Source organism: Streptomyces chlorus, assembly GCF_042655885.1.
GTDB classification, from domain to species: domain Bacteria; phylum Actinomycetota; class Actinomycetes; order Streptomycetales; family Streptomycetaceae; genus Streptomyces; species Streptomyces chlorus.
Window position 1 is genome coordinate 93,107 of sequence record NZ_JBHSOA010000030.1, and the last position, 12,223, is coordinate 105,329.

Below are 12,223 nucleotides of genomic sequence, written 5' to 3' on the forward strand. Positions count from 1 at the left end.
CCGGACCGACGGCAAGGAATCCATGGAGAAGGCAGTGAACGAGGGAGTGCGCCGCGAGGCGCGCGACGGATCGCGAACCGGCGAGGACATACCGGCCGGGAACATACCCGCCGGGGACGTCTGGTCCGGGAGCTGGGTCGCCGAGCGCCTCGGCGTCGAGCTGGCGGGCGACGACCGGCTGACCGGGCTGCTCGGGCTGGCGCTGCGCCGCAACCCCAAGCGGGCGCACCTGCTGGTGTCCCACGTCCTGGGCAAGCACGTACCGCAGTCGCCCGCCGTCGTGTACGGCCACGGCGTCGCCCTGGGCCGCCGGGTCCGGGAACTGCTCGGCGAACAGGCGCATCGGGCGGTGGTCCTCGGGTACGCCGAGACCGCCACCGGCCTCGGCCACTCGGTCGCCGACGGCCTGGGCGTCGCCCCCTGCCTGCACTCCACCCGCCGCCCGGTCCCCGGGGTCGCCACGGCGGGCGGCTTCGAGGAGTCCCACTCCCACGCCACCTCGCACCTGCTGCTCCCCGAGGACCCCGGGCTGCTGGCCGGGGACGGGCCGCTGGTCCTGGTCGACGACGAGTTCTCCACCGGCAACACGATCCTGAACACCATCCGCGACCTGCACGCCCGCCACCCCCGGCGGCGGTACGTGGTGGTCGCCCTGGTCGACATGCGCTCGCCCGCGGACACCGGACGGCTCGACGACTTCGCCCGCCGGATCGGCGCCCGTGTCGACCTGGTGACGACCCTCTCGGGCACGGTACGGCTCCCGGAGGGCGTGCTGGAGAAGGGACGGGAGCTCGTGGCCCGGCAGGAGGCGGAGACGGCGTCGCGGGTGGCGGCCGGGACGACGACGCGGACCGGCCGGGTCGCGCGCGTCGAGCTGGGCTGGCCGGACGGACTGCCCGACGGCGGGCGGCACGGGTTCACGCCCGCGCACCGCGCCCGCCTGGACGACGCCCTGCCCGCCATGGCCGGCCGGATCGCCGACGCGCTGCCCGACGGCGCCCGCCGCGTCCTCGTCCTCGGCTTCGAGGAGCTGATGTACGCCCCGCTCCGCCTCGCCCACGCGCTGGAACAGAGGCTGGAGCAAAGGCTGGAGCAGACACCGGCCGCCCGGGAGGCCGGTGCCGAGGTCCGCTTCTCGACCACCACCCGCTCGCCCGTCCTCGCCGTGGACGACCCCGGCTACGCGATACGCACCCGGCTGGCCTTCCCCGCCCACGACGACCCCGCCGACGGTCCCGGCGAGCGCTACGCCTACAACGTCGCCGACACCGGCTTCGACACCGTCGTCGCCGTCGTCGACTCGGCCGCCGACACCCCCACGCTGCACGCGCCCGGCGGGCTGCTGGCCGAACTCGCCGCACACACCCCGCAGGTACTCCTCGCGGTCGTACCGTCGTACGTACCCGCCCCACCTGACGTGCCCGCCGGACCGGACGCCCCGGATTCCCCGGCCGCCCCCGAAAGGCCCGCCTCCATGCTGCCCGAGCCCCTTCGCGGCCCCGCCTTCTCCTCGTACGCGTCCGAGGAGGTCGGCTGGCTGCTCCAGGACCTCTCCGACGTCACCCTGGAGGCGCCGACCGAGGAGCGCGAGGAGGCCATCCAGAGCGGCGGCGCGCACTACGCCGAGTCGCTGCCCGTCGAGTACCAGCCGAGCGTGCAGTACCAGGAGCTGTTCCGCGCGGCCCTGCACACCTCGGCGGCCCGCCTCGCCCACGCGGTCGGCGTGGTCACCGAGACCGTGCTCGCCGAGCGGTCACCCCGCCCGGTGCTCGTCTCCCTGGCCCGCGCCGGCACCCCCGTCGGCATCCTGATGCGCCGCTGGGCCCAGTACCGGCACCAGCTGGACCTCCCGCACTACGCCGTCTCCATCGTCCGCGGCCGGGGCATCGACGCCAACGCGCTGCGCTGGCTGGCCGCCCACCACGACCCCCGGGACGTCGTCTTCGTCGACGGCTGGACCGGCAAGGGCGCCATCACCCGCGAACTCGCCCAGGCCGTCGAGGAGTTCGAGAAGACCCACGGCGTCACCGGCTTCGACCCGGAGATCGCGGTACTGGCCGACCCCGGCTCCTGCGTGCGGACGTACGGCACCCGCGAGGACTACCTGATCCCGTCCGCCTGCCTCAACTCGACCGTCTCCGGCCTCATTTCACGCACCGTGCTCCGCGCCGACCTGGTCGGTCCGGACGACTTCCACGGCGCCAAGTTCTACCGCGAACTCGCCGGCGCGGACGCCTCGGTGGCCTTCCTGGACGCCGTCTGTGCCCGCTTCCCCGAGGTCACCGACGCCGCCTGCGCCCAGGCCAAGGAACTGCTCGCCGCCGATCGCACCCCCACCTGGGAGGGCTGGGCCGCGGTCGAACGCATCAGTGAGGAGTACGGCATTCACGACGTGAACCTCGTCAAGCCCGGCGTCGGCGAGACCACCCGCGTCCTGCTGCGCCGGGTGCCGTGGAAGATCCTCGCGCGCGCCGGAGCCGGCCACGACCTCGACCACGTACGGCTGCTGGCCGACCAGCGGGGCGTGCCCGTCGAGGAGGTCGCCGAACTGCCGTACACCTGCGTCGGTCTGATCCACCCCCGCTACACACGCGGCGCGACCGGCGCCGACGGCAAGGCGGTGACGGCCTGATGACCGTCCTCGTCGCCAGCGACCTCGACCGCACCCTCATCTACTCCGCCAACGCCCTCGCCCTGACCGTGCCTGACGCGCAGGCCCCGCGCCTGCTGTGCGTGGAGGTCTACGAGAGCCGCCCGCTGTCCTACATGACGGAGACGGCGGCCCGGCTCCTCACCGAACTCGGCGACGCCGTCGTGTTCGTACCGACCACCACCCGTACCCGGGAGCAGTACCGGCGCATCAGCCTCCCCGGCCCCGCACCGGCGTACGCGATCTGCGCCAACGGAGGCCACCTCCTGGTCGACGGCGAGTCCGACCCGAACTGGCACGCCCGGGTGAGTGCCCGCCTCGCCGCCGAGTGCGCTCCGCTCTCCGAGGTGCGCGGCCATCTGGAGCGGACCGCCGACCCGGCCTGGACGCGCAAGCACCGCGTCGCCGAGGACCTCTTCGCCTACCTCGTCGTCGAGCGCGAACTGTTGCCCGAGCAGTGGGTGAAGGAACTCGCCGTCTGGGCGGAGAACCGCGGCTGGACGGTCTCCCTCCAGGGCCGCAAGATCTACGCCGTACCCAAGCCGCTCACCAAGAGCGCGGCCATGCGCGAGGTCGCCCGCTGCACCGGTGCCGACCTCACCCTCGCCGCCGGCGACTCGCTCCTCGACGCCGACCTGCTGCTCGCCGCCGACCGGGGCTGGCGCCCCGGCCACGGCGAACTGGCCGACGCCGACTGGACGGCCCCCGGGATCACCGCGCTCCCCGAGCGCGGGGTCGTGGCCGGGGAGGAGATCCTGCGGGAGTTCCTGGAGGCGGCACGCCCGCGCCGGTGAGGCGGCCGCACTGAGGCCGAGGCGGTTTCGGTGCGGTCGCGCGGGAGCCCGAGCGGGGTCAGCCGTGGCGTCCCCGGCGGGCCAGGTCGTACCGGCCGGCGGGGTCGTCCTCCCCGGGGGAGTCCGACGGCCGTACCTCTTCCGTGCCCGACTGCCGGTCGCACCCGCCCGCGGCCGCGCCCCGGCGCCCGGGGCGGGGGCCGTCAGCCGCAGCAGCCCCCGCCGCAGCAGCCACCGCCTCCGCCGCCCGCGCGGGGAGCGGCGGCCGGTGCCGGGGCGGCACCGCCCACGGCGACCGTGGACAGGAGCTTCACGGTGTCGTCGTGTCCTGCCGGGCAGTCGGCCGGAGCGGCGGATTCAGCCATGGGACGGCTCAGTTCGAAGGTGTCGCCGCAGGTCCGGCAGCGGTACTCGTAGCGAGGCATGCGCACAGGCTAACCGGCGGACGGCGGTTGTGGCCCGTGGCGGTGGCCGCCGGCTGCGGGTTGCGGGTTGCGGCGGGGGAGCGGGGGCGGCCGGATCCGTACCGGTCAGCCGGCCAAGCCGCCCCGGTCCTCGCGGATCAGGGCCACCACCTGCGCCACCGACTGGCGGACCGCTTCCGTCTCCGTCAGGAAGTGCCAGTAGTCGGGGTGGCGGCCCTCCAGCCCGGCGACGGCCCGCTCCAGCCGGGCCACGGCGCTGTCCAGCGGGTGTGCGTGGCGCGGGTCCGGGGTGTGGCGGCCGGCCATGGCCAGGCGCTGGGCGTCCCGGATGGCGAAGCGGGTGCGCTCGATCTCCTGTTCCGGGTCCTTCTGCACGGCGTTCAGCTGCCGCAGCCGGTCTCCGGCGGCGGACACGGCCTCGTCGGTCGTGTTCAGCAGCGCCCGTACGGTCGACAGCACAGCGGTGGCGTCCGCCCAGCGCTGCTCGTCGCGCGCGGTGCTCGCCTCGGCGAGCTTGCTCTCGGCCTGCCGCACGTTCTCGGTGGCCACGTCGGGGACGCCCTGGAGGTCCTGCCAGCAGGCGGCGCTGAAGCGCCGGCGCAGCTCGCTGAGCACCGGTTCCACCTGCTCGCAGCGGGTGGTGAGGGCCTGCGCGCGGGTGCGCAGGGAGACCAGCCGGCGGCCGGTCTCGGCGGCCAGTTCCGGCAGCCGGTCGGCCTCCGCGCGGATGGCCTCGGCCTGGCGGATGACCCGTTCGGCCCGCTCCAGGGTCTGCGGCACGCCGTGCTGTCCGGCGCCCTGGTTCAGCTTGGTCAGCTCCGGGGAGAGCGCGGCGAGCCGGGCGGCGAGACCATCGGCCCGCAGCCCCGACGCACGGGCGGTGTCCAGCGCGTTAGACGCGGCGAGCAGCGCCTGACGGGCCCGCTCGACGGCGGGGGCGAGCCGGGCCAGCTGGGTCTCGGCCTTGCCGAGGAGGGGGCCGAGCCCGTCGGTGAAGCGGTCCAGTTCCCGCTTGACCCGGTCCAGCTCGCCCTTGGCGGCGGTCAGTTCGGTGCGGGCCCGGGAGGCGGCGGAGGCCTCCAGGTCGTCGCGGTCGAGATCATGGGCGTCGACGGCGTCGATGTACGTGCGGCTGGCCTCGTCGATCCGGCGGCCGAGCGCCTCGAAGTCGGCGACGGCGCGGTGGGCGGCGGGGGAGTTGTCGACGGCGGTGATCGTCTCGATGGAGATCCGCAGGTCCCGCTGGGCGGTGTCCAGCTCGTAGAACGCGGCCGCCGCCGCGTCCTTGGCGGCCTGCGCCTCGGCTCGCTGGCTCTCGGCCCGGCCGCCGAACCAGCGCCGGGTGCCGCCGCCGGCGAACGCGGCGGGCAGGGCCAGCGCCGCCACCAGCGGCAGGACCGTCAGCGCGAGCATGTCACGGAGCGGACCGGCGACCCGGCCCCGGGAGACGGGGCCCCGGGAGACCGGGCCCCCGGACAGAAGACCACGCGTGCGGCACACGCGGCGTCTCGACGGCGAGTACGGCTGCCCTGGTATCGCCGTCACATCCCTCTCCCGTATGTCGTTCACCCTGCCCGATGGCCATTGTCCCACCGGGAAGGACGAACACACGGGTCGGTCAGTTCGCCGTACGGACCGTGAGACTCCCGTCGCCGGTGCGGACGTCCACCACATGGGAGCTGGTGTCGTCGCGGGGCACCGACACCTTCTCGGCGCCGTCACCTGTCCCGGACGTCACCCGGTAGGTGGCCCGGGGCAGTTCGACGGTGACGGAACCGTCGCCGCTGCGGGACTCCACCAGGTCGGGTACGGCGCTCAGTTCCAGGCGGATCGAGCCGTCGCCGGTCCGGGCGCGCACCGTGCGGGACGCGACCTCGGCCCGCACCGATCCGTCGCCGGTGCGCAGGGTCAGGGGGCCGGTGGTGTCGGTCACGTGGATGGAGCCGTCCCCGGTACGGATGTTCAGCGCGTCGCGGAAGCCACGGGCGCGCACACTGCCGTCGCCCTCCTCGACCTTCACGGCGACCCCGCGGGGCACCTCGATACGGTGCTTGGCGGAGCAGTTGGCGACGATGCCGGAGCACTTGATCCGCAGCTTCAGCCGGTCGCCCTCCAGCGACCAGGTGGCCTTCGGGTCCGTGCCGAGCGCGACGGTGCCCTGGAACCACCGGGTGACCTCGACCTTCCCCGACGGGGTGCGGTCCGCGGCGATGATCTCGAGCGCGGAGTCGCCGGAGTCGACGGTGAGGGTGCTGCCCGGCAGGTCGAAGGACCGGCGGTCGGGGTCGGTGTCGTCCGCGGCCGACGCCCCGCAGGCCGTCAGCCCGCCGACGAGCACCACGGCGGCCCCGCCGAGGGCGACCGCGCGCAGGCGCACGCCACGGGAGGAGCCGGTGGTGGCGCGGGTCGTGCCGGTGGTGCTGGACGTGCGGGTCATGAAGGTCTCCCCCTGGGACGGACGGTCGCGCTTTCCGGCGCTCTTCGACCGTACGGAAACGGGCCCCGCCGGGGGATCCGGGCCACTACCGGAATCGAGGTGGGGTTACCCCCCGGACGGAACCGGGGAAGACCCCCTGAGAGGCCTCGGAGGGAACCCCGCCCGGACGGATCGCGGAAGGACCCGGGCACCCGGATCGCTCCCCGGGCCATGTAGGCTGTCGAATCGGCCTGGGCGGTGCGCCCGGGTCCCGGGTGCGTAGCTCAGGGGTAGAGCGCCTGCCTTACAAGCAGGATGTCGGCGGTTCGAAACCGTCCGCGCCCACCAAAACGCCTCTGACCAGGGAAGACCCGTCAGAAGGATCTTGGAAGACAGAGGGACTTACCTACCGGACACGGCTAGGTAAGGAGACTGTCCGACCACTCCTTGCCTAGCCAGGACACAGGCACCTCCGGTGCCGGCTAGGAAGTCATCCAGTGGCGACAGCAGCCAGGAAGTCACCCCTCCGAAGCAAGACCACCAAAGCCACACCGGCCACACCCGACACAGGGACCAGGGCCAAGGAAGCGGCATCCTCGGTAGCACCTGTGATGTCCAGGGCAGCGATGCTCTCGGAGTACGCAGTTCACCTGAGGACCGTGAACAACAAGCACGGTCGGCCCTACCAAGAGAAGACGGTCCGGACCTACTCCGAGGCAGTACGAACCCTGGAAGCATGGATGACCAGGGAACGGCTGGAAGGAGACTTCACTGGTCTGGACACGGCCACCCTGAACAACTTCTTCCGGGCCTATTACGACAGCCACGACCGAGGCGGAACGAACTCGGTACAGCGCAATCTCAGGACGTTCTTCTCATGGCTGGAAGATGAGTTTGACGCACCCAACCCCTACCGGGACAAGCGACTCCAGAGGTACGCCGCTCCGACAGGAGCCACGCCCAAGACACTGGCACCTGAGTTCGTCACGGACCTCTTGAAGGTGACTGGGAACGGATCTCCCAGGGTCCGGGAGTTCGAGAAGGTTCGGGACCACGCCATGATCCGTGTCCTGACAGAGGGACTCAGGGCAGAAGAGTTGCTGTCACTGCGCCTCGGAGACTTGCACCTGAACCAGGGACTCCTTCAAGTCGTCCCGTTGAAGGATGCCAGGGCAGCAGGAGAGGGCCGTGTCATCCCGCTACAGCCCAAGACAGTCATCGCACTGACCCGGTACCTGAGGGCCAGGGAGCACCACAAGCTGAGTGACAGTGACTGGCTCTGGCTTGGCAGCAGGAACCGCGGACACCTGACGTACTCCGGTCTGTATCGAATGGTCAACCGGCGTGCTAAGGATGCCGGCTACGCCTCGGTAAGCCCTCACCAGTTCCGACACACCTTTGCTGATGATCTCCTGTCAGCAGGAGTGGCAGAGGGCGACGTAATGACACTGGCCGGCTGGAAGTCCCGGAGCATGGTCGACCGCTATGCCTCGGACATGGCCACGACCCGAGCCGTCAAGGCAATCAAGCGCATGGGTGACCGGTACTAGGTGACCAGGACCACACCAAACACGGGTAACGGCGATGGCACACAGAGCGATGTGCTTAGTAGGAGGGGGAAATCATGGACGATGCGGCATGGGGCGCAGCAGTGATGGGGGTTGTGCATCGGTTGTCCCCGGCATTGGTGATGGAAGTTGACAGGGGGGAACTGTCACTCGACACGGCAATGCAGATTCTGCAAGAAACAACCCAAGGGGCACTGACCGGAGCCAGGGAGTTCCTGGAAGGCTGTCTGTCCGACCTGATGGACTACCGGCTTGACGGGACCGTGCCTGAGGCGGAGTCGAACGAGAGCGAGACAGCAGAGGGCCTGTGTCCAGATACTACGACAGAGACCCTGTCAGAGCTTGCATGGAGCCTGGTCTATGCCGTGGGAGGTGGGAAGCTGGCACTTAATACGGCAGTCTTCCTGTACTCCATGGCAGCAAACGTGCACAAGGACACGGCAGAGGAAGTAATCTCCTTTGTCTCGGCGGAGTGCCTGACAGGGCAGATGGAAGACGCTGGATAGCTGTCCTGGTGACAACCGAATAAGCAGTACCCCACAGGGGCCCGTGACAAGGAGTTGCGGGCCCTTTCTCATGTCAAGGAGGCAGGGAAATGACAAAGGCAGAGAAGGAAGCTCTGATTGCAGGGCTCGGGGAGGGCGTTGCGGCAGGGGCTATCGAACCGGAATACGCCGTGTGGCTGCTGAACAAGGTAGCCAAATACGCAAAGGTCACGGCCCAACGATCCATTGAAGACGCCGTGGCACCGCATGTAGTGGCTGCTGCCGAAGCACTGACTAAGGGTGTCCAGGCACCGGATGATGAGAGGAACGACTGAATGGAACTCACAGAAGAGAAGGTGGTCACTACCTCCCAACGATCCTGGGAGACTCCGGAAGGGCAGCCGGCGGAAGCAGGACTGTTCACCAAAGTCCACAAGCACAAAGGAACACACCCCATCGTGTCGAATACCGCTCTCAGTACTGACACCAGGCTTATGCATTTCGCTTACGACCGGATCAACAACGTAGGGCATGTCCACCTGGGAACCGGTGAACTTGAGGCAGCATTCCCAGACCTCAACAGATCTACTCTTTACCGTGGGCACAAGAAGCTGTGTGAGGCAGGGTTCTTTGCCCCGGTCTCTACGAAGCTATTCCTGGTTGTGCCCACGGAGATTGCTTCCGTGGCGCTCAGGAAGCGCAGAGGTTGCCCGAGGGACTGTGATGGCAAGTTCTGGTCAACCAATCTCGGAGGGTGGGTCGATCCGCGGGACATGAACCGTACCGGCATTGAAGATGCCACGTGGGCAGCAGGAGTACGGGACAAGGTGGCGCAGAATCCCAGGTGAGAAGGGGTGTTGCATTTTTGCAACACGGGATCGACCTGACCTGCACCTTCTTGAAAGACCCTCTCTAATATAGGGGTTTGGCATCCTGTCGGATGCTTGCCGGGGAGAGGCAAGCAATATAAACCTTAGATGCCAGGGAGCTATTGGGGCTCCCTGGCTCATGGATTGAACAGAAGTACTTACAAGATCACTTAGGTATATCAAGTCAGAGGGGCCCTGGTTTAGAGCCAGGGCCCTTACTGTTCGTCTGAGTAAGAAGTAGACAGAAGGGCCGCGGAACTTAGGGAGCGGCCCCTACTAGTGTCAAGATCATTTGGATATGCATGATGCCGGGGAGTCTTTGGGGATCCCCGGCTATAGATGTTGAGAGATCATCTTGTGTCTGTCGTGGCCCTGGGTGCGAAGGGCCACTCTGTGTGGCTCTGTAACGGCCTCTGAGAGTCTTCCTGGTCTTCCTTGCCTAGGGCTACGCCTGTACGGCCCTTAGGAGGCCGTACAGAGCTTCCAGGGGAAGCCAAATTAGTAACGTGGCTATCACCCATCCGATGGGGGGTTACTCCGCGGAACAGGGTGGGTCTGACCCACCCTACTTACATCCTTGCTGGTCAGAAGGCATGAGTCCGGCCCTGGTTCTGCTAGAGCCGCGGAAACCTCTGTGTGCGTCTGGCGCACAGAGTCCAGACCCTTCCTGGTCAGAAGCTTCTTCTCTGTCTGCTGCTCCCCGGTGTGCCGGCTCTGACCCTCCAGTCCAACCGGGGGGTCAACCAATGCTCTGACCCACGACAGTGTCGTGGGTCAACCGGATGTCTGTTGGTTGAACCAACACACCACTTCTGACCTGGGACGATGTGAACAGGTGGGTTAGTAACCCATCTATCCCTAAGGGGTTCTTCGGCAGGAACCACAAACAAGGGACTTGGTTCCTGTGCCGGCTCTGCACTCCGAGGCTCTGAAGCCTTGGGGACGTCTTCTCATGTGATCTGGCTCTCAGTTTCCCCCATGGTGGTCACAAAGGGGGGTCGATTGTCAGCGACATCATAGATAGAAGGAGAAAACACAGGCTTACTCCTTCTCTGGTTCGTAGTCATGCATTCCTCTCCTTGCCCGGTTCTGGTCTACGGGCATCCCTGGCCCTGGTATCCGTCTCGCCGTGTGCGGGTGCCAGGGCCTTTTTCTTGGGCTCATGCCCTCCCCTAATCACCCTCCGACACGGCAGTAAGGATGTGAGCACCATGAAGGATGTCAACCTGTTTGATCGAGTGAGCTGGAAAGCGGTGAAGGAAGCCAAGGGGCTGACTTACTGGCAGATCAGTGAGGAACTAGGGCTTTACATAGGGTCCGTTGAGAAGTGGTTCAGTGGCGAGAAGAATCCGTCCATCCTCCATGCCATAGCACTTGCCCGTGTCTTGGGTATCCCTCTCTCTAAGTGCCTGGACAACATCAACGATCCCGATGTTAGAGCGCTGCTCAGCATCACTCTCTAACGATTGGAAACACGGCGATATGAATAACTCTCACACTCCGATGTATGCCAGGCTTACCGCGGCCTGATAAGGAGACACACCATGGAAGACACAGAACGACAGACCAATGCAGAGATCAATGACATGACACCCCTTGAAGTCTATGAGGCTTATAAGGCTGGACAATTCAAGGCCAGGGGTGATGAATAATGGATCCCCTGTCCGTTGCTGGTTATCTGATATTCTTCATCTGCGTTTTGGTAGATGGGGCTCTTTGTTTGAAGGAACGCAACGACATTACGAAATATTGGAGCGCTAATGGCTGATTACATTGTTGAACCTCCCCGTGACCTTCCTCTGTCGACCAAGGTAAAGGCGCTCCGTAAGGAGTACGAGGATGCCAAGGCGAAGCTGTCCACGTATAAGCAGGAGAATGCACGGTACCGGACCCGTGATGTTTCTCAGGTAGGCGAGATCAAGGCCCGGTACAGCACTCCTGCCCTTGAAGATGCCAAGGCGGAACTGAAGCAAATGGAGATTGCCGCGGTCAAGGAAGGTAAGGCACTTCCCGATAAGGAAGCGTTCCTTGGCACGGTCAAGGCTCTGGCTGAAGAGTATGACCGCACTGTGTCGGCTCTTGAGGTTCTTATGGCCAGGGCCCGTAAGGCGTTTGATGATGGGGTCAAGGAAGAGCTTGTTCCCATGGGCCGTAAGGAAGCTGCCAAGGCAGCACAGGCTAGGGATGTGTGGGAGAAGGCATATAAGGCTGCCATGGCTGCCAGGGAGACTCTGGAGAAGCATGCCGGCCTGTTCAGTTACTGCGTGACTGCCGGCGGTATGGACGTCCACCCGCGGCATGGACATTCCCAGGGTGACCGGCTGGAATGCTGGGAGCTTAATGAGGAAGGGCTACTGACTTGGGAGGCTTCCCAGGAACTGGATTATGACCAGATTCCGGAGAAGATCGATGGGCTTATCGAGCCCGATCCTAATCCGCCGGTTATCGAGGAATTCAACTACAATCCCAAGCCCCGGTATTTCATTGCGTCGTCTGACGGCTACGGAGACAACTGGGAACATTGACATTTACGGGGCCCCTGGCGTTGCTGGGGGCCCCTTTTTGGCGTTTCAGATCACTCAGATTCTTGAAACCCGTACGCGATCGAAGGAAGGTGCTCCCGGCGGGTTCGCTCGATGCATTCCCAGGCATTACCCCACCCCTGTGCGCACAGACATATATCCGTGGGAGCACAGACAATGCCGGCATGACATAAACGGATGGCACCTGAAACAAGCCCAGGAAATGTCAGATGAGATGCCAATGGGAATGTCAATGATGATGGCAGGCAAAGGCATTGTGATAAACGAGTACAAAGCCTGTCAGGGACCTAGGAAACGTCAGACGACAAACGTTCCCCAACCAGGGGAGGCAGTAACCAGCCCCCGGCGTTTGAGGTCCCGTACAGCCTTGGCCACGGTCGAAGGTGCAACCCCGAACTCCACACCCAGGGGCAATGCCGTTCAGTTAGCGGGTGTTGAGTCGTCCGCTGGTGCTCTGTCGGCGGGTCGTGGGT

Annotated in this window: 12 protein-coding genes and 1 tRNA gene; 9 read left to right on the forward strand and 4 right to left on the reverse strand. The window is 66.5% G+C overall.

What is annotated here, in order from left to right; genetic code table 11:
* Positions 1–22: 22 nt before the first annotated feature.
* Both ACFPZI_RS15440 and ACFPZI_RS15445 read left to right on the forward strand, forming a co-directional pair.
* Positions 23–2,632: a phosphoribosyltransferase gene (locus ACFPZI_RS15440; protein ID WP_381363440.1), complete on the forward strand. Its 2,610-nt coding sequence runs from the start codon at positions 23–25 to the stop codon at positions 2,630–2,632.
* Positions 2,632–3,444, forward strand: coding sequence for an HAD family hydrolase (locus ACFPZI_RS15445; RefSeq protein WP_381363416.1), 813 nt, complete (start codon positions 2,632–2,634; stop codon positions 3,442–3,444). Before ACFPZI_RS15440 ends, ACFPZI_RS15445 begins: the two co-directional genes overlap by 1 nt.
* 203 nt (positions 3,445–3,647) lie before the next feature.
* Here the strand turns inward: ACFPZI_RS15445 and ACFPZI_RS15450 are convergent, their stop codons facing one another.
* The 3 genes from ACFPZI_RS15450 to ACFPZI_RS15460 all read right to left on the reverse strand — a co-directional run bounded on the left by ACFPZI_RS15450 (position 3,648) and on the right by ACFPZI_RS15460 (position 6,306).
* Positions 3,648–3,869, reverse strand: coding sequence for an FmdB family zinc ribbon protein (locus ACFPZI_RS15450; protein WP_381363418.1), 222 nt, complete (start codon positions 3,867–3,869; stop codon positions 3,648–3,650).
* Positions 3,870–3,974: 105 nt separating this feature from the next.
* Positions 3,975–5,414 carry a hypothetical protein gene (locus ACFPZI_RS15455; RefSeq protein WP_381363419.1) on the reverse strand — a complete coding sequence of 480 codons (1,440 nt, stop codon included), beginning with the start codon at positions 5,412–5,414 and terminating at the stop codon, positions 3,975–3,977.
* A 73-nt stretch (positions 5,415–5,487) separates the two neighbouring features.
* Positions 5,488–6,306 carry a DUF4097 family beta strand repeat-containing protein gene (locus ACFPZI_RS15460; RefSeq protein WP_381363421.1) on the reverse strand — a complete coding sequence of 273 codons (819 nt, stop codon included), beginning with the start codon at positions 6,304–6,306 and terminating at the stop codon, positions 5,488–5,490.
* A 252-nt stretch (positions 6,307–6,558) separates the two neighbouring features.
* Between ACFPZI_RS15460 and ACFPZI_RS15465 the strand changes: the two genes are divergently transcribed.
* The 7 genes from ACFPZI_RS15465 (at position 6,559) to ACFPZI_RS15495 (ending at position 11,732) form a co-directional block, all read left to right on the forward strand.
* Positions 6,559–6,633 (forward strand) — tRNA-Val (locus tag ACFPZI_RS15465).
* Positions 6,634–6,944: 311 nt separating this feature from the next.
* Positions 6,945–7,835: a tyrosine-type recombinase/integrase gene (locus tag ACFPZI_RS15470; protein ID WP_381363423.1), complete on the forward strand. Its 891-nt coding sequence runs from the start codon at positions 6,945–6,947 to the stop codon at positions 7,833–7,835.
* Positions 7,836–7,909: 74 nt separating this feature from the next.
* Positions 7,910–8,359, forward strand: coding sequence for a hypothetical protein (locus tag ACFPZI_RS15475; RefSeq protein ID WP_381363424.1), 450 nt, complete (start codon positions 7,910–7,912; stop codon positions 8,357–8,359).
* 89 nt (positions 8,360–8,448) lie between these two features.
* Positions 8,449–8,673, forward strand: a complete 225-nt coding sequence (locus ACFPZI_RS15480) for a hypothetical protein (RefSeq protein ID WP_381363426.1) — start codon at positions 8,449–8,451, stop codon at positions 8,671–8,673.
* Positions 8,674–9,186 (forward strand): hypothetical protein, encoded by a 513-nt coding sequence (locus tag ACFPZI_RS15485; protein WP_381363427.1) that lies wholly within the window; start codon positions 8,674–8,676, stop codon positions 9,184–9,186. It abuts the gene before it with no gap.
* A gap of 1,232 nt (positions 9,187–10,418) precedes the next feature.
* Positions 10,419–10,670 carry a helix-turn-helix domain-containing protein gene (locus ACFPZI_RS15490; RefSeq protein WP_381363429.1) on the forward strand — a complete coding sequence of 84 codons (252 nt, stop codon included), beginning with the start codon at positions 10,419–10,421 and terminating at the stop codon, positions 10,668–10,670.
* 297 nt (positions 10,671–10,967) lie between these two features.
* Entirely contained in the window at positions 10,968–11,732 is a 765-nt protein-coding gene (locus ACFPZI_RS15495) for a hypothetical protein (RefSeq protein WP_381363431.1), read from the forward strand.
* A gap of 315 nt (positions 11,733–12,047) precedes the next feature.
* Here the strand turns inward: ACFPZI_RS15495 and ACFPZI_RS15500 are convergent, their stop codons facing one another.
* Positions 12,048–12,152 (reverse strand): GntR family transcriptional regulator, encoded by a 105-nt coding sequence (locus tag ACFPZI_RS15500; RefSeq protein ID WP_381363433.1) that lies wholly within the window; start codon positions 12,150–12,152, stop codon positions 12,048–12,050.
* Between the last annotated feature and the right edge of the window lie 71 nt (positions 12,153–12,223).